Source organism: Curtobacterium sp. MCPF17_021 (genome assembly GCF_003234605.2).
GTDB classification, from domain to species: Bacteria; Actinomycetota; Actinomycetes; order Actinomycetales; family Microbacteriaceae; genus Curtobacterium; species Curtobacterium flaccumfaciens.
This window is the reverse complement of the sequence record NZ_CP126252.1, coordinates 2,421,796-2,444,310: the sequence shown is the minus strand read 5'-3', so window position 1 is coordinate 2,444,310 and position 22,515 is coordinate 2,421,796. Positions and strand designations below refer to the sequence as shown.

Here is a 22,515-nt window from a genome sequence, read left to right as displayed (position 1 = left end):
TGTGGAGAGGGCGACGTTCTCCACAAGGCAGCGGACCTAGACTGGCTGGGTGTCGACCCTCAGTGACCTCGTCCTCGCGCAAGGCCGTTCCTCGGAAGCAGACGTGGAGTGGCTCCACCTGCTCGTGGGGGACTGGCAGCTCCTCGCCGACCTGTCCTTCGCCGACATGGTGCTCTGGGTCCCGACCGCCGAGGACGGCTCGTTCGTGGCCGTCGCACACGCCCGGCCGAGCTCCGCGGCGACGCTGTTCTACCGGGACATCGTCGGCCAGGAGATCCGCGAGGAGTGGCGCGGCCAGGTGACCGAGAGCTTCGCCGGGTCACGGGTCGTCGACTCCGCCGAGCCGGACTGGTACGAGGACACCCCGACCCGTGTCCGCGCGATCCCGGTGCTCCGCCGCCTGAGCGCGAAGAGCGCCGAGACGACCGAGCGACCGATCGCCGTTGTCACCCGGCACTCCAACCAGGACGAGATGCGGACCCCGAGCCGCCAGGAGCTCAACTTCACCGCGAGCGCGAACGACCTGTTCGGCATGATCGCCACCGGTGACTTCCCCGACCTCGGTGCACCGGCGGGCCCCCGTCGTGGGGCGCCCCGTGCCAGCGACGGTCTGCTGCGTCTCGACACCGCCGGCATCGTCACGTTCGCGAGCCCGAACGGCCTGAGCGCGTTCAACCGGATGGGCTTCGAGGGCGAGCTCGAGCGGAAGTCCCTCGCCGAGGTCACCACCGAGCTCATCGGCGCCCAGCTCGACGTCGACGAGTCCCTGCCGCTCGTCGTCACCGGCCGCGCACCCTGGCGGGCGGACATCGAGTCGAAGGGCGTCACGGTGTCGCTCCGCTCGATCCCGCTCCGCGACCACGGTGAGCGCATCGGTGCCATCGTGCTCTGCCGCGACGTGTCCGAGCTGCGGCACCAGGAGCGCGAGCTCATCACCAAGGACGCCACGATCCGCGAGATCCACCACCGTGTGAAGAACAACCTGCAGACCGTGGCGTCCCTGCTGCGGATCCAGGCGCGTCGTACGCACTCGGACGAAGCGCGGACCTCGCTGCAGAACGCCATGCGCCGCGTCGCCGCCATCGCCGTCGTGCACGACACCCTGTCGAGCGGGCTCAGCCAGACCGTGGACTTTGACGAGGTGTTCGACTCGGTGCTCAAGCTCGTGACCGAGGTCGCCGCGTCGCACAACACCACCGTGCACCCGAAGAAGACCGGCGAGTTCGGGGTGCTGCCCTCCGAGGCCGCGACACCGCTCGCCCTCGGCCTCACCGAGCTCGTGACGAACGCCGTCGAGCACGGGCTGGACGGCCGTGACGGCGAGGTCGAGATCGTCGCCCGCCGCTTCGACGACCACCTGGAGATCGAGGTCCGCGACAACGGCGTGGGGCTCCCCGAGGGCAAGGTCGGCTCGGGCCTCGGCACGCAGATCGTCCGCACGCTCATCCAGGGCGAGCTCGGCGGCACCATCGACTGGCACACCCTGACGGGCAGCGGCACCGAGGTGACGATCACCATCCCGTTCCGCTGGTTGACCGCCCCCGCCGCCTGACGCCGCCCGGCGGTTCGAGATCGCAAAACACCGGTGTTCACCGGTCGAACACCCGCGTTCCGGTGTTCAAAAGCGTGAACACCGGTGTTCTGCAGAACCTGCACCGCGCGCACGACGACGCCCGCCGCCCCCGAGGGGACGACGGGCGTCGTGGTGTCAGACGACCGGGGTCAGGACGCGCGGCGAGCGCGGGCGGCGCGACGCTTCAGCGCACGACGCTCGTCCTCGCTGAGACCACCCCAGACACCCGAGTCCTGGTTGTTCTCGAGTGCGTACTGCAGGCACATCTCGGTGACCGTGCAACGCGCACAGACCGACTTGGCCTTCTCGATCTGGTCGACGGCGGGCCCGGTGTTCCCGACGGGGAAGAAGAGCTCGGGGTCTGCGGTGAGGCAGGCAGCCTTGTCACGCCAGTCCATGTGTGGTGCTCCTTGATGTCGATGCTCGAACGGCAGGCCGGGGCCGTGGTTCGGGGGATCGGACCGCTGACCATGCATGCGGCATGGAGGGGACAACTGTGGGGAGGAGTCCGCAGGAAGCGTGTCTGACGCCCGCGAGACGCTCGGGGGAGGAGCGATGAACCACGGGAGACGCACACCACATCGTGCCGTCCAAACGACCTCCAATATCGTTCCATACTGGTAGGGCCAAATCAAGGGTTCCGATGCTGGAGGATCACTGTGCACGACGACACCCCGAACGACACCGAACCCTCCACGCCCGTCGCGCGCCGGTCGCCGGCGATGCTGGGGCTGCTCGCCGTGGTCGGCCTCGAGTTCCTCGCGCTGGTGGTCGTGACCGTCGTCCTGGTCGTCGAACTGCTCGTCGCCCCGGCCACGAGCATCGCCTCAGGCATCGCCCTCACCGTCCTCGTCGCCATCGCTGCGCTCTGGCTCGGTGCTCTGCTGAACGGCCTGTGGCAGGGCCGGCCGTGGGTGCGCTCCGGGATCATCGTCTGGCAGGTCCTGCAGGGCGCCATCGCGATCGGGGCGTTCCAGGGCGTCTTCCGCGTCGCCGCGGTCGGCTGGGTACTGCTCGTCCCGGCCCTGCTCGGCATCACGCTGGTGCTGTCGCGGTCGGTGACGGCCGCGCTCGCGCGTCCGGCCGAGTAGACGGTCTGGTCCGCCACGCACTGGAGGCCCGGTGCCGGTTCTCGGAACCGGCACCGGGCCTCCAGTGCGTGGCGGGCCCTCAGACCAGGCCGAGCTTCTTCCGCAGGCTCGCCACGTGCCCGGTGGCCTTGACGTTGTAGAGCGGCAGCTGGACGGTGCCGTCCTCGTCGACCACGATCGTGGACCGGATCGTGCCGGTGACGATCTTGCCGTAGTTGTTCTTCTCGCCCCAGGCCGCGTAGGCCTTGTGCACGGCGAGGTCGGGGTCGCTCAGCAGCGGGAAGGTCAGCGCCTGCTCGTGCTGGAACGTCTTGAGCTTCGCCTGCTCGTCCTTCGAGACGCCGAGGACCTCGTAGCCGGCGGCCTGCAGCGAGGACATGTTGTCGCGGAAGTCGCAGGCCTCGGTGGTGCAGCCCGGGGTGGACGCCGCCGGGTAGAAGTACACGATGACCTTCTTGCCGCGGAGAGCAGCGAGGGAGTGCTCGACGCCGTCCTGGTCGGGCAGCGTGAAGTCGGGGGCGGTGTCGCCGGGGACGAGACGGTCGGTCATGGTGCTCCTGTTCGCGTCGTGCGCCCGCGAGTGGTCGTGGGCGCGCGAAACCCATGCTATTGTTGATTCCCGTTGCGGCACGGAAGCCGGAACATGCACCTCTAGCTCAATTGGCAGAGCAACTGACTCTTAATCAGTGGGTTCTCGGTTCAAGTCCGAGGGGGTGCACCGCAGGACGAACGCCCCGGCTCATCGAGTCGGGGCGTTCGTGCGTTCCGGGCAGGTTTCCACGCCGATGCCGAGACACGCCCGAGGTGTGCAGGAACTGCGAATTCAGTCGGCGCGGACGTCGACGATCCGCTCCTCGCCGATGACGGGTTCGAGCGAACCGGCCGACGCGGCGGCGAGGTCGGCGGTCAGGGCGCCGAGCGCCTCGTGGGGGACCCACACCTCGAAGGTCGCCGCCTGCCCGTAGTCGGTCGGGCCGAGCGTCGCGTGGTGGTGCCGGACCCAGTCGCGCAGCACGTTGTCGAGCCGCCCGGCGTCGGCGTGGTCGACGTCGAAGCGCACCTGCGTCAATGCCTCGCGACGGACGCGGACCGCCGTGTCGAGCGCCTCGGACACCGAGGTCGAGTAGGCCCGGACCAGTCCGCCGGCACCGAGCTTCACCCCGCCGAAGTACCGCGTGACGACCGCGACGACGTCGGTCAGCCCGCGGCGTCGCAGGACCTCGAGCATCGGGACGCCCGCGGTGCCGGAGGGCTCGCCGTCGTCCGAGGAACGGGCCTGGTCGCCGAGCACGCCGGTGACCATCGCCGTGCAGTTGTGCCGGGCGTCCCAGTACCGACGGCGGACCTCGGCGATCACGCGGTCGGCGTCCTCGACCCCGGACACCGGCGCGACGGTCGTGATGAACCGCGACTTCGTGATGACGATCTCGTGCTCGACCGGTGCCGCGACGGTGGCGGGGAAGCGGCGGGGCATGCCCACGAGGGTAGCGGCGCGCGTGCCGGGCACCCGCGCTAGCATGGCGTCCACGCGCCGGACCCACAGGTCGCGCGGACACGGCTGGGGAGGAGTCCGAGATGGACACGGGTGATCTGAAGGGCGGGGCGCTCGACGCCGCCGAGCTCGCGCGCCGCCTCAACCTGCTCCTCGACTTCGAGGAGTCGCAGCGTGGCGCACCGGTGCCGTTCTCCTCGATCGAGGAGTACGTCGCGGCGCACGGCGGTTCGCTGTCGCGGGCGAAGTGGACCTACATGCTCTCCGGCGACGGCCGCCGCAACCGCGACACCGAGCTCCTGCGCCTGCTGGCCGGGTACTTCGAGGTCGACGAACGCTTCCTGCTCGAGGACAGCGAGGTACCGGAACGGATCGGTGCCCAGCTCGCCCTCGTCCGGTCCCTGCGGTCCGCCCGCGTGAGCGGCTTCGCGGCCCGGACCTTCCCCGGTGAACTCTCACCCGACGCGCTGCGGCGCATCGCCGAGGTGCTCGAGGAGGAATCACAGCGGGGGAGCGTCGCATGACCGACGCCCTCGTCGAGGCGTTCTGGGCTCGTGGTGCCGCCGAGGGGTGGTCGGACGTCGACCAGGCCGTCGCCGCCGCCGCTGACGTCGTCGGCAAGCCGATCGTGGTGCGCGAGGAGTCGTTCCTGGCCGCCGAACCGGTGTGTGGCTTCGTGGCCACCCTCGAGCACGCGCACCTGGTGATGATCTCGCCGACGACCTCGCCGACGTTCCGCTCGTTCGTGATCGGGCACGAGCTCGGGCACGTCCTGCACCGGCACCAGGAGCACGCCCCGCAGAGCGCCTACATCCGTGACGTCATCCCCGACCTGCCCGAGTACAAGGTCGAGCGTGCGCTGGCCCGGGGGATGTTCTCGAACACCTACGAGCACGAGGCCGAGGTCTTCGCCGACCGCCTGGCCACCGTGATCCGCCAGCACCGCGGCCGCCCGAGCGCCTTCCGCGGGGTCTTCGGGTGATCATCGCCGTCGTCCAGGCGGTGCTGCTCATCGTCGGGACGATCGTGCTGTTGGTCCTGCAACGCGGGCAGGACCGCACCCTGGCGTTCACGTTCCTGCTCTTCGCCGCCACCATCGTGACGAACGTCGACCCGCTGTACCGGTGGCTCGACCCGCTGCTCGGCGGGTTCAACGTCGTCACCGTCATCAGCGACTGCCTCATGGTGGCCGGCACGAGCACGCTGCTGTGGGGCGTGGCGAAGGCGGTCGGTGCGGCGCGGCCCTGGCTCCGGAACGCGGTCGTGGTGTCGTTCGCCGTGGTCGTCGTGGTGGTCGTCGTCGCGTTCACCGTGCTCGACAAGCCGGCGACGACGACGACCTTCATGCTCGACGCCGGCTCGCACCCGGCTGCCACCGTCTACTCGATCGCGCAGACCGTGTACCTCGGAGTGGCCCTCGGCGCGACGGGGCTCATCTGCGTGCTCCGGCTGCGCGAGGCCCGGACGACCACCGACCTGGTGGGGCTGTGGGTCCTGGTCCTCGGCGGGGTGCTCGGGGTCGTCCGCATGGTCGTGGTCGTCGTGATGGACGTCGCCCACGTCGCCGGCGACCTGGACGTCACGCACGCGCTCTCGCTGCCCTACGACGTCACCACGCCGGGAGCCGTGCTGTGCGTGGCGTCCGGCATGCTCCTGCTCGTCTTCGGGCACCGGATCTCCCGCCGGCGCCGTGCCCGCCGCGTGGACGATGCGCTCCGCCGACTGGCGCCGCTGCACGAACGGATCGGCGTGGACAACGCCTACCCGCCGACCGACGACCCCGCGACCCGGCTCAGCCGCCGCATCGTCGAGATCAACGACGGCGTCCGGGGTGCACGGGCGTCCCTGACCGACGCCGAGCGTGCCGCCCTCGCCGACGCCGAGGCCGCGCTCGAGACGGCGTAGTCCCTCGACGCTGCCGAACAGGCCGTGTACAGTCTGTAGCAAGTGCTACAGATCCTGTGGCCTGCCGGGTCGGGACTCGGCCGCGTTGGGGGCGGCCGAGCACCACCCGCCCGGCATCGTCGTCGCCGACGTTCACTAGGATCGTCCCGTGCTCGTCTTCGCCGCAGTCGTCCTGTTCATCGGCGCCGTCTTCAACGTCGTCACCTGGCCGCGCTTCTTCCAGCGCGTCGCGAAGGACTCCCGTGCCCGCGACGCCGCTGGCAAGCCGACGACGTTCTACACGGTGCACCTCGTGCTCCTGCTCATCGCGCTCGCGATCGCCGTCGCGTCCGTGATCGCCGGGATCCTGCTGCTGGTCTGAGCCCGCCGGGTCGGCGCGGCCCTGGTCCGGACCACCGCCGGACGGGAGGCCCGTGGCGGCGCCGCCACGGGCCTCCCGTCCGCCCTGGGTACCGTCGCGAGCCGCGCTGGCGGGCCGCTTCAGCCCTGCTTCAGCGGGGCACGGCAGGATCGACCCCATGCGGGTGCTGGTGGTCGACGACGAGGTCCGGCTCGCCGACGGCGTGCGCCGCGGCCTCGAGGCCGAGGGGTGGGCGGTCGACGTCGCGAACGACGGCGTGGACGGTCTGTGGCACGCGCGTGAGTTCCGCTACGACGCGATCGTGCTCGACCTGATGATGCCCGGCCTGAGCGGCTGGGCCGTGTGCGCGCAGCTCCGAGCCGACGGTGACTGGACCCCCGTGCTCATGCTGACGGCCAAGGACGGCGAGTGGGACCAGGTCGAGGCGCTCGACGCGGGGGCCGACGACTACGTCACCAAGCCGTTCTCGCACCCGGTGCTCGTCGCACGGCTGCGGGCGCTCGTCCGACGGGGTGCCCGTGAGCGCCCCACCGTGCTGACCCTCGGCGACCTGGTGGTCGACCCCGCTGCGCGCACCGCGGCCCGCGGCGAGACCCCCGTCGAACTGACCAGCCGAGAGTTCGCCGTGCTCGAGTACCTCGCACGGCACCCGGGACAGGTCCGGTCGAAGCGCGACGTCATCGAGAACGTCTGGGACGTCGACTTCGAGGGCGACCCGAACATCGTCGAGGTGTACGTCGGGCACCTGCGCCGGAAGCTCGACCGGCCGTTCGGGCGTGCCGCGATCGAGACGGTCCGTGGCGCCGGGTACCGCTTGGCGGCGGACGGTGGCTGAGCGGCCGGACCCCCGTGCGAGCGGAGTCGCGCCGGCCCGGCCACGGCGCGCCCGGTCGGTCCGGGCCCGCACCACGCTCGGCGCCGGGATCGTCGTCCTCGCGGCGCTGGTGATCGGTGCCGTCGCCTTCGTCGTCGTGCTGCGGCTCGTGCTGCTCGACGGCGTGCGGACCTCGGCCGAGGCTGGTCTCGAGCAGGTGTCCTCCCGGGTCGAGGCGGACGGTGCGGCCGCGGTGACCGGCTACGAGGACGTCCTGGTGCAGGTGATCGGCGACGGCGGTGCGGTGCTCGCACACGGCGAGGACGCCGACGGGGACGCCCTCCCGACCGCCGACGAGTCCCGGTGGACGCACGACGGCGAACGCTGGCTGCTCGTGGCGGACGACGTGGACCTGCCCGGCGGCGGCGAGGCGACGCTCGTCTACGGCACCACGCTCGACCAGGCCGACACCGCGGTCCGCACCGCCGTCGTGCTCCTCGCCGTGGGGGTGCCCGTGCTGGTGCTCCTGCTGGTCGCGGTCACCTGGGCCGTCACCGGGCGCTCGCTGCGGCCCGTGGAGCGGATGCGCACCGAGGTCGAGACGATCCGGGCGGCCCGTCCCGACGCCCGGGTCGAGGTGCCGGACACCGGTGACGAGGTCGCCCGGCTCGCGAGCACGATGAACGCGATGCTCGACCGCCTCGAACGGTCCGCCGAGAGCCAGCGGCGCTTCGTGTCCGACGCCTCCCACGAACTCCGGTCGCCGATCGCGTCGATCCGCCAGCACGCCGAGGTCGCCGTCGCGCACCCGGAGCGGACCGAGGTGGCCGACCTCGCCGACGTCGTCCGGTCCGAGGCGGTGCGCCTGCAGGACCTGGTCACCGGGCTGCTCGAGCTCTCCCGCCTCGACGAGGGCGGGATCCGCACGCGGCGCCCCGTCGACCTCGACGACCTGGCGTTGGACGCGGTGGCCCGCGCGCGGGCACGGTCGACGGCCGGTGTCACGCCCGCGCGGGACGGCGACGCCCCGGCGGTCCGGGTGGACGGCTCGGCGATCTCGGCAGCGCGGGTCCTCGGCGACGAGCGCGTGCTGGCGGGGGTGGTCCGGAACCTCGTCGACAACGCCGTCCGGCACGCGAGCACACGCGTCGCCGTGTCGCTGACCGAGCACGACGGGTCCGCCGTGCTCACGGTCGACGACGACGGCACCGGCGTCCCCGAGGACGAGCGCGAGCGCGTCTTCGAACGGTTCGTCCGTCTCGACGAGGCCCGTAGCCGGGACGCCGGCGGCGCGGGGCTCGGCCTCGCCATCGTCCGTGATGCCGTGCGGGCCCACGGCGGCGACACGACCGTGGTCACGTCCCCGCTCGGCGGCGCGCGGTTCGTCGTCCGCATCGCACTCGGCGGCTGAACAGGCGGCTTCAGGGTTGCTTCAGCACCCCGACGCGATGCTCGTCCACATGAACTTCCGAACCCAGCACCAGAAGCCCTCCGCCCGCCGCATCGCCGCGTTCGCCGCCCTGCCGATCGTCGCGGCGCTCGCACTCACCGGGTGCGCCAGCGACGACTCCGACGACGACACCCGCTCGGCCGGCTCCGGCTCGGTCGGCTCGTCGGCGACGGACTCGGCCGGCACCGGCACCGGTGCGTCCGGCGCCGCGTCCGCCGGCTCGAACAAGGCCCTGCTCGCCGCCGTCGCCACCGCACGCGGCGAGGTCGGCTCGGGCACCGTCATCTCGGTCGAGCAGGAGCAGGGCGCCTCCGCCTACGAGGTCCTGGTCGTCACGAAGGACGGCACCGAGCACGAGGTGCACACGAACGCCGACGGCACCTCGGTCGCCGGCACCCCGCAGACCGAGGCCGCCGACGCAGACGACAAGGCCGAGCACGAGCGCTTCGTCGCCGCCGCCGACCTGAGTGTCAAGCAGGCCGTCGACGCCCTGCAGGACCTGCACGCGGGGACCGTGACCGAACTCGGACTCGACGACCACGTCGGGACGGTCGTCTGGGAGGGCGACGTGCTCGACTCGTCCGGCACCAAGCACAGCGTGCGCATCGACGCCGGCTCCGGTGACGTCGTCACCGACCGCGTCGACACCGACGACTGAGCCGGGCATCCGGGCACCCGGGCAACGGGGCCCCGGGCCCCGGGCAACGGGGCCGCGGGCCCCGGAGCCCGGCACCGGCGTCCTCAGGACTCCAGCGGCGGTCCGAGCACCTTTCGGATCGCCAGCGCAGCGAGCTGCTCGTCAGGGCTGTCCAACAAGACCCGGTAGGTGTCCTGTCCGGCGAGGAACTCCACGCAGACGGCGTCCTCGTCGCACGGTCCGAGGCGCCACCCCTGCACCGCGTCCATCGGCACCACGGTGCGGGTCTCGCGCTGGTAGTCGGTCTCGGCCTCGAGACGATCCGCGAACACCCGGAGGCGTCCGTAGGCACCTCGCCAGCTGAGCTGCAGGTCGAGGGTGGGAGAAGGAGAGCGGTCCGGCACCCGCTGATGGTAGCGACGGGTGCCGGACCGCTCGTGTTCGGCGCTGGGGCCTTGCGTTCCGGGGACAAGCGGAGCGCTAGCTCCCGTCGCCGTCGCGTCGCACCGAGGCGGCGGGGTCGCGGACGCCGATCGGGTAGGGGCCGGTGACGCCCTCGCGCAGGGCGGCGATGCGCAGGATGCGGTCACGCTGCAGGAACCAGCCGACGACGAGCAGCGGGATGATGATGACGAGCGACGCGATCGTGTACGTGCCGACGGGGTAGTCGATCGCCATCAGGACGATGACCGATGCGAGGAACGCCAGGGTCAGCCACGCCGTGACCGGCGCCCCGGGGAGCTTGAACGAGGGTTCCTTCGCGAGCCCCTGCTTGGCCCACTGGCGCAGCCGCATCTGGCACAGGATGATCGTGCCCCACGCGGTGATGATGCCGAGGCTGGCGATGTTCAGGGCGATCTCGAACGCCTGGCTCGGGACGAAGTAGTTCAGCACGACGCCCGCGACGGTGAACGCCGCGGTGAGCAGGATGCCGGCGTAGGGGACGCCGCCCTTCGACATCTTCGTGGTCCACTTCGGCGCCGAACCGTTCATGCCCATCGAATGGAGCGCGCGTCCGGTGGAGTACAGGCCGGCGTTCAGCGACGACAGGGCGGCGGTGAGCACGACGAAGTTCATGATGCCGCCGACGATCGCGCCGACGTGCGGGTTGCCGAGCGACGAGAAGAACGTCACGAAGGGGCTCTCGCCCTCCTTGTAGGCCGTGTACGGTAGCAGCAGGGAGAGCAGGACGATCGACCCGACGTAGAAGACCGCGATGCGGAAGACGACGGAGTTGATCGCGCGCGGGATGACCTTCTCGGCGTTCTGCGTCTCACCAGATGCCGTGCCGACGAGCTCGATCGCGGCGTAGGCGAAGACGACACCCTGGATCACGATGACCGCGGGGAGCAGCCCGTTCGGGAACAGCCCGCCGTTGTCGCCCCAGATCATGAAGCCGGTGCGCACGGCCTCGCCACCGGCCTCGACCGGGAACGCGAAGACGAGCCAGATGATCGCGACGACGAGGAACGCCACGAGCGCGGCGACCTTGATCAGGGCGAACCAGAACTCGAGCTCGCCGAACACCTTCACGGCGACCATGTTCGCGGCCAGGACGACGACGAGTGCGATGAGTGCCAGCAACCACTGCGGTGCCGCGGTGAACGCGGACCAGTACTGCAGGTAGATCGCGACCGCCGTGGTGTCGACGATCGAGGTCATCGCCCAGTTCAGGAAGTACATCCAGCCGGCGGCGTACGCGAACTTTTCGCCGTAGAACTCGCGGGCGTACGAGATGAACGACCCCGAGGACGGGCGGTGCAGCACCAGCTCGCCCAGGGCACGCAGGATGAAGAAGGCGAAGATCCCGGCGACCAGGTAGGTCAGCGCGAGCGCGGGGCCCGCGGTGTGCAGGCGTCCACCGGCACCGAGGAAGAGGCCGGTGCCGATCGCGCCGCCGATCGCGATCATCTGCAGTTGCCGGGGCTTCAGACCGTGCTGGTAGCCCTCCTGCTCGTGCGAGAAGTCGTTCGCCGGCGCTCGGTTGCCACCCGTGTCGTTCTGCGCTGTCATGCGAGAGAACCTACATGCGCACCGGACCGGGGCGTCACGCAAAACCCGGTTCGGTCGAACCGCGGTGACTGAACGTCCGCACAGCCGACGGCGGCCCGAACCTGAACGACGACCGTCGTCCGTTGCTTGCATGGAGGGATGGACATCCTCCTCCGACTCCTCGTCGCGATCGGGTTCGCCCTGCTCGTCACCGCCGTCGTCGCCCTCGTCCTGCACCTGGTCCTCCGGGCGATCGCGCGCCGGGAACGCTGGGCCGGCGTGCTCTCGCGACGGACGAAGCACCCCTTCCGCACCGTGCTGCTGGTGGTCCTGCTCTGGATCGCGTTCACGTCGAGCATCCCGCGGAACCCCGACGACTACCCGTGGCGTGACGAGGTCGCGCACGCCTTCCTGATCGTCACGATCGCGACCGGTTGCTGGCTCGCGTGCCAGGTCGCGATCTTCCTCGAGGACCTCGGGCTGCACCGCTTCCGCATCGACGTGCCCGACAACCGGCAGGCGCGTCGCATCCGCACCCAGGTGCTCATCATCCGGCGGCTCACCGTCGCCGTGCTCGTCATCATCGCGGTCGGCGCGATCCTGCTGACCTTCGACGGGGTCGAGGCCGCGGGCGCGAGCGTGCTCGCCAGCGCCGGCCTCATCTCCGTGGTCGCGGGCCTCGCCGCGCAGTCCACGCTCGGCAACGTGTTCGCCGGCATGCAGCTGGCGTTCTCCGGGTCGATCCGCGTCGACGACGTCGTCGTGGTCGAGCAGCAGTGGGGACGGATCGAGGAGATCACGCTGACCTACGTCGTCGTGCACCTGTGGGACGACCGTCGGTTCGTGCTGCCGTCGACGTACTTCACGAGCACGCCGTTCGAGAACTGGACCCGGACCGGCAGCGAACTGCTCGGTGCCGTCGAGTTCGACCTCGACTGGCGGGTGAGCCCGGCCGACATGCGGGCGGAGCTCGACCGGATCCTCGACACCTCGACGATCTGGGACCGCCGGGTCAAGGTGCTCCAGGTCACGGACGCCGTCGGGGGACTGGTCCGGGTCCGCATCCTCGTGACGGCACCCGACGCCGGAGGCCTGTTCGACCTCCGCTGCTACGTCCGCGAGGAGATGGTCGAGTGGATCCAGCGCACCCACCCGGACGCCCTGCCGGTCCAGCGGGTGCAGCTCACCGAGCCGGGTGCGGCGGCACCGCGCCGACGCGGACGTCCGGCAGAGGGGGACTCGCAGCTGTTCGGTGACGACGAGCGCGGCGCGCTCTTCACCGGACCGATCCAGACGTCCGGCATCCCGGAGTCCGAGCGCTGACCCCGTTCCGGCGCCACGGGGTCCCGGGACGGGCTGCCGTGGACCGGACGGACGACGGACGGGAGGCCCGGTGCCAGCTGGCACCGGGCCTCCCGTCCGTCAGTCCGGTCGCGTCCGCGACCCCCTGCCGCGTCTCGAGCTACTGGCGCGCCTTGACCGCGCGGTCGTCCTCGACGACCGTGCCGATCGCCACGATCGTCGTGGCGAGCCACGCGACCCAGGTCAGCGCGAGCCGCCAGTCACGCGGTCCCTGGCGGGTGGTCTGCAGCACGCTGTAGCCGCTGATGAGCGAACTCCACACCGCACCGTTGAACATGAACTTGCGCACAGAGGCCTCCTGTCGTCGTGCTGACAACGCTACCGGCCCGTACATTGGAGCGCCGCCGGTCACCCTGCCGCGGTGTCTGCCGGAGGAGTGTTCGTGCGTCAAGCGGTCATCGGAGCGGCCCTGCTCGTGGTCGGCGCGGTCTGCGTCGTGTTCGGGCTGCTGCCCCTCGACGACCTCGCCGTGCTCGCCGACCGGGTCCTGCCGGTCCTCGGGTTCGTGCTCGGGCTGACCGTCGTCGCCGAGCTCGCCGCGGACGCCGGGGTGTTCGACCGCCTCGCCGACGTCGCCGCCCGGGTCGGTGGCGGGCGCACCATCGGCCTCTGGGGCGCGGTCGTCGTGCTCGCCGTGCTCTGCACCGTCTTCCTGTCGATCGACACCACCGCGGTGCTCCTCACCCCCATCGTGATCTCGCTCGCACGGCGTGTGGGACTGCCCCCGATGCCGTTCGCCCTGACCACGGTCTGGCTCGCGAACACGGCCTCGCTGCTGCTGCCGGTGTCGAACCTGACGAACCTGCTCGCCGTCGACCGGATGGGGCTCGGCGGCCCGCTGCCGTTCGCCGGGCTGATGGCCTGGCCCGCGGTCGCCGGGGTGGTCGTGCCGTGCGTCGTCCTGCTCGTGGTGTTCCGCGGCAAGCTGTTCGGCCGCTACTCGCCGGTGTCCGTCCGCACGCCGAAGGACCCGGTGTTCTTCTGGGCTGCCTCCGCGGTGCTCGTCGCGCTCGTCGTCGCCCTGACGGCCGGGGTGACCGTGTGGATCGCCGCGGTCCTGGCCGCCGTGGTGCTCGTCGTGGTCGCGGCGTTCCGGTCACCGTCCGAACTCCGGGTGTCCCGCGTGCCGTGGTCGACCCTGCTGTTCGCCGCCGGGCTCTTCGTGGTGGTCGAGGCGCTGCACACGACGGGTATCACCGACCCGATCGTGCACGCGCTGCAGGGCGGCACCGGGACCGGTCCGCTGCTGCTGCTCGGCGGTGCGGGCGCGGTCGCCGCGAACGGCATCGACAACCTGCCGGCGTACCTGGTGCTCGAACCGGCCGCCGGGCACGAGGCCGTCCGGTACGCGGCGCTGCTCATCGGCGTCAACGCCGGCTGCCTCATCACGCCGTGGGCCTCACTCGCGACGCTGCTGTGGCACGCACGGCTGTCGGCCGAGGGCGTGCACCTGTCCTGGGGCCGGTACATGGCGCTCGGGTGCGTCGTCGCGCCGCTCACCGTCGTCGCCGGGGTCATGGCGCTCGCGCTCTGACGCCGGCGGAGCCTGGTGCCGAGGCGGTGCCGGTGCCGGTGCCGTGCGCGGTCAGAGCCAGTCGCGGGTCTTGAAGACGCGGTAGAGCACGAGCGACGACGCGGTGATGATCGCGAGCGAGGCCCAGAGACCACTCCAGGCGCCCTCGCCCGGGAACTTCACGTTCTGCCCGAAGAAGCTCGTCACACCGGTCGGGATCGCGATGATCGCCGCCCAGCTCGTGACCTTCTTCATGACGGTGTTCTGCCGGTTCGACGCCAGGTTCAGGGTCGTGTCGAGCACGCTCGAGACGGCGTCGCGGAGTTGTTCGACGGAGTCAGCGATCGAGACCAGGTGGTCCTCGACGTCGCGGAAGTACGGCCGGATGCCGTTCGAGATCGTCTCCGCGTCACCGTGCAGCAACGAGCCGACGCTGTCCCGCGTCGGGACGACCAGGCGCCGGAGCACCCCGAGGGTCTTGCGGAGCCGGAACGACCGCCGCTGGATCTGCTGCTCGCGGGGGTCGCCCGGTTCGAACAGGTCGTCCTCGAGCGCATCGATCTGCCGCTCGAGGTCCTCGACGGTGTCCGTGGCCCGGTCGACGACGGCGTCGAGCAGCGCCCAGACGAGCCAGGGCACGCCGTGTTCGGCGATGTCGGAGTTCGCCGTGAGCCGGTGTTCCATCGGGGCGGTGTCGACGTCGGACCCGTGGATGGTGACGAGCGCCCGTTCGGTGACGAAGGCCTTGACCTCGTGCGTGATCAGGTCACCCTCGTCGTCCGTGCCGCCCACGTCGTAGACGACCAGGAACAGGCTGTCCCGGTACCGGTCGAGCTTCGGGCGCTGACCGTGCTCGACGGCGTCCTCGACGGCGAGCGCGTGGATGCCGAGCTCCTCCTCGATCTGCTCGAGGTCGGCCGACGTCGGGTCGGTGTAGTCGATCCAGACGAAGGTGTCCGGATCGGCGACGAGCTCGGAGATCCGGTCGACGGGGAAGTCCCGTTCGACCGTGTCGCCCTTGCACCACGCCCGTGTCCTGACCATGCTCGTCAGCCTACTGAGACGGCCGACCCGGGAGATCCCGGGTCGGCCGTCGTGGTGCTGCGGAGCCGCTCGGTCGGCTCCTGCTCAGTAGGCGGAGACGAGCTTGCCGTCCTGCACCTTCAGGTACTGGTTCACACTGAACGAGTCCTCGCCGCGCTTCTTGTCGCCCAGGTACGAGGTGTAGCCGTACGAGACGCTCCCGTCCTTCGTGCTCGTCACCATCACGGTGCCGGCGCGCGACGCCTCGACCTCCAGCTCGGGCATCGACGTGACGTCGTACTGCACGCCGCCGTCGGCGTCGTAGGGCCCGTACCAGGGGCAGCCGCTCAGGGCCCGGAGCTCGGTCTTCTCGGCGCAGTCGTCGATGAGGTCGGTCACGTACTGCTCGGCGTCCTGCTCGAGTGCCTTGGTCGCCTTCGGCGCGAAGTCGACGTAGCCCGACGTGACCGCGCCCACGGCGACCTTCTCGGTGCCGCCGGTGAAGTACTTCGTCCCGCCGACCGAGACCTGGTAGGTGCCGGGGTAGGCGAGGGACGTGAACTTGCCGTCGCTGATCTTCCCGATCTCCTTGCCGCCGACGGTCACCGGAGCGCCCTCGAGGACGTCGGAGGCCGTCAGGGTGACCTGCTGGGCCAGCGGCTGCGTGACACGCCACTCGTCCTTCACCAGGAACGAGGTGCCCGTGCGCCGCAGCGACACCTGGCCGGAGCGGTTCTTGCCGTCCTGGGTGTAGCTCAGGGTGGCGATGGCGGTGTCACCGGTCCGGGCGACCCGGCCGACGCGGATGTCCGACGGGCGGTCCTTCGCGCTCCCGAGGACCTTCGAGTCGAGCATCGCCGCGTCGTCGGGGATCTCGCTCAGGTCGGCGGCGGTGTCGGCGTCGCCGCTGGCGATGGCCTGCACGTAGGACTTCACGGTCGGGGCCGGACCCCAGACGTTGGCGCGGAGGACGCTCGTCGTGACCGCACCGGCGATGACGACGACGATGACGGCGCCACCGGCGATGAGCGAACGGACCAGGATCTTCTTGGCCCGCGGGGACATCGGTGCCGGAGCGGGGGCACCACCGCTGATGAACGGCTGCGACCCGTCGGCCGGTTGTGCGCCGTACGGGGGCTGCGCGCCGTAGGGCGGCTGCGACCCGGCCGCCGGCTGCGCGCCGGAGATCGACTGCACGCCGTACGCGGGTTCCTGGGCAGGCCCGGCCGGCGGGTACGGCACGTGCTGGTCAGCGGCCGGGGGAGTGTTCCACGCGGCGGCGGCCGGCGCGTCCTCGGCGACAGGCGCGCCGGGTGCAACGGGAGCGCTGGGCGCACCGGGCGCACCGGGCGCGGCCGGGTCGACGGTCGCGGTGGGCGCGACGGGCGCACCCTGGGCCGCGGCGGGCCCGGCCTGGCCGGCTGCGGGCCCGGCCGGGAACGCCGGGGGCACGACGGGGCGGGGGTCCGCTCCGACCAGGCGGGACGTCCGGAGCACCACGGCTCCGCCGAGGCGGGGCAGGAGCACCGGGGCGAGGTACCGGGCGACGACCTCGATCGCGCCGCCCCACAGGGCGAAGACGATCGGCGTCCACGGCGTGATGCCGATCGACCCCGAGCCGTCCACGGAGCTCGTGCTGCTCACCTGGTACGAGACGACGCCCGTGCCGAGGACGAAGCAGAGCAGACCGAGTGCGAACCACACCAGCGGCGTGACGACCCAGTCGAGCGTGGTGCGGATCCGGTCGTTGCGACGGACGGCGAGGGCGAGCCCGGCCGCGACCGAGGTCACGACGACGAACAGCACGACGAGCCAGGTCCATCCGCCGGCTCCGCTGAACACCGAGGCGGTGTCGCTGGCGGACCCGAAGCCGGACGTCCCCACACCACCGAAGAACCCGAGCGCGGTCAGTCCGATCGCGACGTTCCCGAGCAGCAGCGGCAACGCGGAGCCGTAGGACGGCTGCGCGATCAGGGCGACGACGATGACGACGAGGGCGACCAGCACGACGAGGACCGTGAGCTGCGACGCGGCGACGCGGAGCGTGCCGAGCAGCCGGGCGGCGAAGACGTTGCGCCCGGCGAGGACGGAGGGCCGGGCGAGGAGTGCCGCCAGGGCCCCGATGACGAACGCACCGATGATGCTGCCGGCGCCGACGGCGTGCACCGGCTCGATGACCGCACCGGACACCGACGGGAACCGGATCGCGAAGAGGCCAGCGGCGACGTTCGTGAGCACGGTGGTGACGAGGCCGGAGACCACCGCGGTGACGAGCACCTGCGTGCGGCCGAGGCCACGCGTGCGGATCCGGCGGGTGAGCACGACGGCCAGGACGACCTGCGCGGCGAGCACCAGCGCAGGCACCACGGCGAGCGAGCCCGAGCCGGAACCGAGGAACCCGATCGACCCGGACAGGTGCAGTCGGCCGAGGTCGGCGAGGGCCACGAGCTGCGCCGGCGCGCCGAGCAGGACGCTCACGCCGGAGAGCAGGGACTCCACGTCGGGGGCCGAGCCCACGCCGAGGTCGGTGCCGGACCCGGTGGACGGAGCGGCCGACCCGCTGCCGCCCGACGCGAGCAGCCCGACGGTGATGAGCAGCGAGAGCCCGGCGACGACGTAGGCCGCGACCCAGCCGCCGACGGCGGCGAGCACGGCCGCCAGCCAGTCGCGACCGGACACGGACCGCAGGAAGCGACCGAACGCATCGGACGGCTGCGCGGCGGGGGCGGGCTGACCCGACCACTGCTGCGGGCCTCCAGGCTGCTGCTGCCAGGCGGGCTGGCCGTTCCAGGCAGGCTGGCCGGCACCGGGCTGGCCCGGACCGGGCTGGCCGGCACCGGGCTGGCCCGGACCGGGCTGCGACGGCGGGACGGGCTGGTTGGGCGGGTTCTCGCTCACGGCTGGGGGTCCTCTCCGACCGGGAGGCCGGCGCCGCACTCCAGCACCCGTGTCCCCCCGACACGTGCCTGCAGCGTAGCGGAACCGCCGATCCGCCGTGAATGCGCTGTCCCCACGCTGGTAACTTCAGCAGCGCGCCCGGCGCACCACGCCGGCCGTCGCACCCGTCGCACCCGACGCACGACGCACCGACGCACCCGGCCCCGGCCGGGCGGAACGGAGATCACACCACCCCATGCCTGCAGACCGCACCGAACAGACCCGCTACTCGTTCGTCGTCGCCTCCAACCGACTCCCGGTGGACCGCGTCGTCGACCAGGACGGCAACGAGGGCTGGCGGCACTCGCCGGGTGGCCTCGTGACCGCCCTCGAACCCGTGATGCGCGCGAACGACGGAGCCTGGGTCGGCTGGGTGGGGCAGGCCGAGGTCGAGGTCGCACCGTTCGACAACGAGGGCATCCACATCGTCCCCGTCCCGCTCTCCGACGACGACGTCGAGGAGTACTACGAGGGCTTCAGCAACGACACGCTCTGGCCGCTGTACCACGACGTCATCGAGCACCCGAGCTACCACCGTGACTGGTGGAACGCGTACAAGCGCGTGAACGAGCGCTTCGCCGCGCAGATCGCCGAGATCGTCGAGCAGGACGGCATCGTCTGGGTGCAGGACTACCAGCTGCAGCTCGTGCCGGCCCTGCTCCGCGCCAAGCGCCCCGACCTCACGATCGGCTTCTTCAACCACATCCCGTTCCCGCCGGTCGGCATCTACGCGCAGCTGCCGTGGCGTGCGCAGATCCTCGACGGGCTGCTCGGCGCCGACGTCATCGGCTTCCAGCGCCACGACGACGCCAGCGACTTCCTCCGAGCGGTCCGGCACATCAAGGGCTACACGACCAAGGGCACCACGATCGACGTCCCGGTGGACGATCCGGCAGCCCCGCGCAGCCGCAAGGGCATCACGGTCCGCCACGTCGAGGCCAGGCACTTCCCGATCTCGATCGACGCCGAGAGCTTCGAGGCGATCGCCCGCAAGCCCGAGGTGCAGGAGCGTGCGCGTGAGATCCGCGAGAGCCTCGGCAACCCGAAGACGGTGCTGCTCGGCGTCGACCGGCTCGACTACACCAAGGGCATCCGCCACCGCATCAAGGCCTTCGGCGAGCTGGTGGAGGACGGCCGCATCGCGGTCGAGGACGCAACCCTGATCCAGGTCGCGAGCCCGAGCCGCGAGCGTGTCGACTCGTACGCGGCGCTCCGCGACGAGATCGAGCTGAGCGTCGGCCGCATCAACGGCGACCTCGGCGTCATCGGCCACCAGCCGATCTCGTACCTGCACCACGGCTACCCGCGCGAGGAGATGGTGGCGCTCTACCTGGCCGCCGACATCATGCTCGTCACCGCGCTGCGCGACGGCATGAACCTCGTCGCGAAGGAGTACGTCGCCGCCCGCTTCGACAACGACGGGGTGCTCATCCTGTCCGAGTTCGCCGGCGCCGCCGACGAGCTCAAGCAGGCCGTGATCGTCAACCCGCACGACATCGGTGCGCTCAAGGACTCGATCGAGCGCGCCATCCAGATGCCGCGTCGCGAGCGGTCGACGCGCATGCGCGCGCTCCGCAAGCGCGTCCGCGACAACGACGTGGCGCGCTGGTCGCGCTCGTTCCTCGAGGCGCTCGACCGGCACGCGCCGCGGAACGCCCAGATCGACCCGTCCGCCGCCGACCCGCGCGAACAGCACCGTGAGGCGCAGACCGACAACATGTCGATCTTCGACCAGGACGCCCAGTCCGCCAGGGCTGCCGAGGACACCCGGGAGGCACGTGATGACTGAGACCACCACCGACCAGACCGCCATCGACGCGGCCCTCGAGACGCTCGCGGCTGCGCCGCGACTGATCGTCGCCCTCGACTTCGACGGCACGCTGGCCCCCTTCGCCGACGACCCCTCGCAGGTCGGCGCGCTGCCCGGCTCGTGGGCCGCGGTCCTGACCCTGCACCGTGCGAAGGACACCGAGGTGGTGCTCGTGTCCGGGCGCCCCCTCGGCAGCCTGGCCGCGGTGACCCACGCACCCGAGGACATGGCGCTCGTCGGTTCGCACGGCGTCGAGTGGCGCGTGGACGGCCACGACGAGGCCGCGCTCAGTGACGACGAGGTCGAGCGTGTGGCACGGATCGGTGCGGCGCTCGACGCGGTCGGCGAACGGTACCCGGGCGTCGTCATCGAGCACAAGCCCGCCGGACACGGGGTGCACACGCGCCGTGTCTCCGCCCAGGTCGCGGCCGAGGCGAACGCGGCGGCGAGCCGCGCGGCGCACGAGGCCGACCCCGAGGTGCTCGAGCGCGGTGGCAAGGACATCGTCGAGTTCGCGGTGCGACACGTCACGAAGGGCGACGCGATCGCCCGGCTCCGCGAGCTGCACGGTGCCGACGCGGTGTTCTTCGCCGGCGACGACGTCACCGACGAGGACGCCTTCCGCGTGCTCGGCGACGGCGACGTCGGGGTGAAGGTCGGGCCGGGCCAGACCCGGGCCGGGTACCGCATCGCCGACCCGGCGGCCCTGACCGGGGTCCTGAAGCAGCTGGCGAGGCTCCGCGCCACCCGCTGATCGCGGCCCCCGAGCATGAGAATGCACGGGGGTGCACGGCTGGTATCCCAAAGCGTCCTAGACTCATCCCATGCCTGATATCGACGTCAAGCCGCGCAGCCGGGTCGTCACCGACGGGATCGAAGCAACCACCTCGCGTGGCATGCTGCGGGCCGTCGGTATGGGAGACGAGGACTGGAGCAAGCCGCAGATCGGCATCGCGTCCTCGTGGAACGAGATCACGCCGTGCAACCTGTCGCTCGACCGCCTCGCGCAGGGTGCGAAGGAGGGCGTGCACTCCGGTGGCGGCTACCCGCTGCAGTTCGGCACCATCTCCGTCTCGGACGGCATCTCGATGGGCCACGAGGGCATGCACTTCTCCCTCGTCTCGCGTGAGGTCATCGCGGACAGCGTCGAGACCGTCGTCAACGCCGAGCGCCTCGACGGCACCGTCCTGCTCGCCGGCTGCGACAAGTCGCTCCCCGGCATGCTGATGGCCGCCGCGCGACTCGACCTGGCGAGCGTGTTCCTCTACGCCGGTTCGGTCATGCCGGGCTACGTGAAGCAGGCCGACGGCACGATGAAGGAAGTCACGATCATCGACTCCTTCGAGGGCGTCGGTGCCTGCAAGGCCGGCACCATGAGCGAGGAAGAGCTCAAGAAGATCGAGTGCGCCATCGTCCCCGGCGAGGGCGCCTGCGGTGGCATGTACACGGCGAACACGATGGCTTCGGTCGCCGAAGCGCTCGGTATGTCGCTGCCGGGCTCCGCCGCTCCGCCGAGCGCCGACCGTCGCCGCGACTACTACGCGCACCGCTCCGGTGAGGCCGTGGTGAACATGCTCGAGCACGGCATCACCGCACGCCAGATCCTCACCAAGGAAGCCTTCGAGAACGCGATCGCCGTCGCGATGGCGCTCGGCGGTTCGACCAACGTCATCCTGCACCTGCTCGCGATCGCCTACGAGGCCGAGGTCGAGCTGTCGCTGGACGACTTCAACCGCATCGGTTCCAAGGTCCCGCACCTGGCCGACATGAAGCCCTTCGGCAAGTACGTCATGGTCGACGTCGACCGCAACGGCGGCATCCCCGTGATCATGAAGGCGCTGCTCGACGCGGGCCTGCTGCACGGCGACTGCATGACCGTGACCGGCAAGACCGTCGCCGAGAACCTGGCCGAGATCGACCCACCGGCACTCGACGGCGAGGTCTTCCGCACGCTCGACAACCCGATCCACGAGACCGGTGGCCTGACCGTCCTGCAGGGCTCCTTCGCCCCCGAGGGTGCCGTGGTGAAGACGGCGGGCTTCGACGCCTCCGTCTTCGAGGGCCCCGCCCGCGTGTTCGACCGCGAACGTGCGGCGATGGACGCCCTGACCGAGGGCAAGATCGAGAAGGGCGACGTCGTCGTCATCCGCTACGAGGGCCCCAAGGGCGGCCCGGGCATGCGCGAGATGCTCGCCATCACCGCGGCCATCAAGGGCGCGGGCCTCGGCAAGGATGTACTACTCTTGACCGACGGTCGATTCTCAGGCGGCACAACCGGCCTGTGCATCGGCCACATCGCACCGGAAGCAGTGGACGCAGGTCCAGTCGCTTTCGTTCGTGATGGCGACCGCATCCGTGTCGACATCGCGGCTCGCTCGCTCGACCTACTGGTCGACCCGGCCGAGCTGGAGGCCCGCCGTGACGGCTGGGCCCCGCTGCCCCCGCGCTACACCCGCGGAGTCCTCGCGAAGTACGCCAAGCTCGTGAAGTCCGCCGCCCAGGGCGCGGTCACGGGCTAGCGTCCGACACCCGCACCACCGCCACCACTCAGGCAA

General features: G+C 71.2%; 22 protein-coding genes and 1 tRNA gene. 15 read left to right on the top strand and 8 right to left on the bottom strand.

Translation table 11 applies throughout. From position 1 onward, the window contains the following. Positions 1 to 49 precede the first annotated feature (49 nt). Entirely contained in the window at positions 50 to 1,552 is a 1,503-nt protein-coding gene (locus DEJ29_RS11470; RefSeq protein ID WP_110865382.1) for a sensor histidine kinase, read from the top strand. Positions 1,553 to 1,722: 170 nt separating this feature from the next. Here DEJ29_RS11470 and DEJ29_RS11465 read toward each other — a convergent pair whose 3' ends face one another. Continuing rightward, entirely contained in the window at positions 1,723 to 1,971 is a 249-nt protein-coding gene (locus tag DEJ29_RS11465) for a WhiB family transcriptional regulator (RefSeq protein WP_017888820.1), read from the bottom strand. A gap of 261 nt (positions 1,972 to 2,232) precedes the next feature. Between DEJ29_RS11465 and DEJ29_RS11460 the strand changes: the two genes are divergently transcribed. Continuing rightward, positions 2,233 to 2,664 (top strand): hypothetical protein, encoded by a 432-nt coding sequence (locus DEJ29_RS11460; protein ID WP_110865383.1) that lies wholly within the window; start codon positions 2,233 to 2,235, stop codon positions 2,662 to 2,664. 79 nt (positions 2,665 to 2,743) lie between these two features. Here DEJ29_RS11460 and bcp read toward each other — a convergent pair whose 3' ends face one another. Then, entirely contained in the window at positions 2,744 to 3,214 is a 471-nt protein-coding gene (gene bcp / locus DEJ29_RS11455) for a thioredoxin-dependent thiol peroxidase (protein ID WP_027466512.1), read from the bottom strand. A gap of 95 nt (positions 3,215 to 3,309) precedes the next feature. On the opposite strand from bcp, the gene DEJ29_RS11450 reads away from it, so the two are divergent. Continuing rightward, positions 3,310 to 3,382: transfer RNA gene (locus DEJ29_RS11450), tRNA-Lys, on the top strand. A 105-nt stretch (positions 3,383 to 3,487) separates the two neighbouring features. On the opposite strand, the gene DEJ29_RS11445 is transcribed toward DEJ29_RS11450, so the two are convergent. Next, complete coding sequence (locus DEJ29_RS11445; RefSeq protein WP_502866877.1) at positions 3,488 to 4,138, bottom strand: YigZ family protein; 651 nt, start codon at positions 4,136 to 4,138, stop codon at positions 3,488 to 3,490. Positions 4,139 to 4,239: 101 nt separating this feature from the next. On the opposite strand from DEJ29_RS11445, the gene DEJ29_RS11440 reads away from it, so the two are divergent. From DEJ29_RS11440 to DEJ29_RS11410, 7 genes are all read left to right on the top strand, one after another. Then, complete coding sequence (locus DEJ29_RS11440) at positions 4,240 to 4,680, top strand: hypothetical protein (protein ID WP_051596928.1); 441 nt, start codon at positions 4,240 to 4,242, stop codon at positions 4,678 to 4,680. After that, entirely contained in the window at positions 4,677 to 5,138 is a 462-nt protein-coding gene (locus DEJ29_RS11435) for an ImmA/IrrE family metallo-endopeptidase (RefSeq protein ID WP_071405780.1), read from the top strand. Before DEJ29_RS11440 ends, DEJ29_RS11435 begins: the two co-directional genes overlap by 4 nt. Then, the gene (locus tag DEJ29_RS11430; RefSeq protein WP_111095545.1) at positions 5,135 to 6,061 is read left to right on the top strand and encodes a hypothetical protein; all 927 of its coding nucleotides are present in this window, start codon (positions 5,135 to 5,137) and stop codon (positions 6,059 to 6,061) included. The genes DEJ29_RS11435 and DEJ29_RS11430 overlap by 4 nt, the downstream gene beginning before the upstream one ends. A 148-nt stretch (positions 6,062 to 6,209) precedes the next feature. Next, positions 6,210 to 6,422 (top strand): SCO4848 family membrane protein, encoded by a 213-nt coding sequence (locus DEJ29_RS11425; RefSeq protein ID WP_027466517.1) that lies wholly within the window; start codon positions 6,210 to 6,212, stop codon positions 6,420 to 6,422. A 157-nt stretch (positions 6,423 to 6,579) separates the two neighbouring features. Continuing rightward, positions 6,580 to 7,257: a response regulator transcription factor gene (locus DEJ29_RS11420; RefSeq protein WP_111095546.1), complete on the top strand. Its 678-nt coding sequence runs from the start codon at positions 6,580 to 6,582 to the stop codon at positions 7,255 to 7,257. Then, positions 7,250 to 8,647, top strand: coding sequence for a sensor histidine kinase (locus tag DEJ29_RS11415; protein WP_111095547.1), 1,398 nt, complete (start codon positions 7,250 to 7,252; stop codon positions 8,645 to 8,647). Before DEJ29_RS11420 ends, DEJ29_RS11415 begins: the two co-directional genes overlap by 8 nt. A gap of 49 nt (positions 8,648 to 8,696) precedes the next feature. Next, a complete protein-coding gene (locus DEJ29_RS11410; RefSeq protein WP_181438246.1) occupies positions 8,697 to 9,344 on the top strand; it encodes a PepSY domain-containing protein in 648 nt (215 codons plus the stop codon). Between the two features lie 83 nt (positions 9,345 to 9,427). Here DEJ29_RS11410 and DEJ29_RS11405 read toward each other — a convergent pair whose 3' ends face one another. Together DEJ29_RS11405 and DEJ29_RS11400 are read right to left on the bottom strand one after the other, a co-directional pair. After that, positions 9,428 to 9,727 (bottom strand): hypothetical protein, encoded by a 300-nt coding sequence (locus DEJ29_RS11405; RefSeq protein WP_146245744.1) that lies wholly within the window; start codon positions 9,725 to 9,727, stop codon positions 9,428 to 9,430. 76 nt (positions 9,728 to 9,803) lie between these two features. Then, entirely contained in the window at positions 9,804 to 11,336 is a 1,533-nt protein-coding gene (locus DEJ29_RS11400; RefSeq protein WP_111095549.1) for an amino acid permease, read from the bottom strand. A gap of 138 nt (positions 11,337 to 11,474) precedes the next feature. On the opposite strand from DEJ29_RS11400, the gene DEJ29_RS11395 reads away from it, so the two are divergent. Continuing rightward, a complete protein-coding gene (locus DEJ29_RS11395) occupies positions 11,475 to 12,638 on the top strand; it encodes a mechanosensitive ion channel family protein (protein WP_111095550.1) in 1,164 nt (387 codons plus the stop codon). A gap of 139 nt (positions 12,639 to 12,777) precedes the next feature. Here the strand turns inward: DEJ29_RS11395 and DEJ29_RS11390 are convergent, their stop codons facing one another. Then, on the bottom strand, positions 12,778 to 12,966 hold the full coding sequence (locus DEJ29_RS11390) for a hypothetical protein (protein WP_027466522.1): 189 nt from the start codon (positions 12,964 to 12,966) through the stop codon (positions 12,778 to 12,780). A 93-nt stretch (positions 12,967 to 13,059) separates the two neighbouring features. Here DEJ29_RS11390 and DEJ29_RS11385 point away from each other — a divergent pair, with 93 nt between their 5' ends. Continuing rightward, complete coding sequence (locus tag DEJ29_RS11385; RefSeq protein WP_071405820.1) at positions 13,060 to 14,211, top strand: SLC13 family permease; 1,152 nt, start codon at positions 13,060 to 13,062, stop codon at positions 14,209 to 14,211. 51 nt (positions 14,212 to 14,262) lie between these two features. Here the strand turns inward: DEJ29_RS11385 and DEJ29_RS11380 are convergent, their stop codons facing one another. After that, on the bottom strand, positions 14,263 to 15,234 hold the full coding sequence (locus DEJ29_RS11380; RefSeq protein ID WP_111095551.1) for a magnesium transporter CorA family protein: 972 nt from the start codon (positions 15,232 to 15,234) through the stop codon (positions 14,263 to 14,265). A gap of 84 nt (positions 15,235 to 15,318) precedes the next feature. After that, entirely contained in the window at positions 15,319 to 18,111 is a 2,793-nt protein-coding gene (locus DEJ29_RS11375) for a hypothetical protein (protein WP_111095552.1), read from the bottom strand. 235 nt (positions 18,112 to 18,346) lie between these two features. Here DEJ29_RS11375 and otsA point away from each other — a divergent pair, with 235 nt between their 5' ends. From otsA to ilvD, 3 genes are all read left to right on the top strand, one after another. Further along, a complete protein-coding gene (gene otsA, locus DEJ29_RS11370) occupies positions 18,347 to 19,939 on the top strand; it encodes an alpha,alpha-trehalose-phosphate synthase (UDP-forming) (RefSeq protein ID WP_071405817.1) in 1,593 nt (530 codons plus the stop codon). Next, positions 19,932 to 20,714 (top strand): trehalose-phosphatase, encoded by a 783-nt coding sequence (gene otsB, locus DEJ29_RS11365; RefSeq protein WP_111095553.1) that lies wholly within the window; start codon positions 19,932 to 19,934, stop codon positions 20,712 to 20,714. Before otsA ends, otsB begins: the two co-directional genes overlap by 8 nt. 70 nt (positions 20,715 to 20,784) lie before the next feature. Beyond that, positions 20,785 to 22,479, top strand: a complete 1,695-nt coding sequence (gene ilvD, locus DEJ29_RS11360; protein WP_071405815.1) for a dihydroxy-acid dehydratase — start codon at positions 20,785 to 20,787, stop codon at positions 22,477 to 22,479. Positions 22,480 to 22,515: the final 36 nt, after the last annotated feature.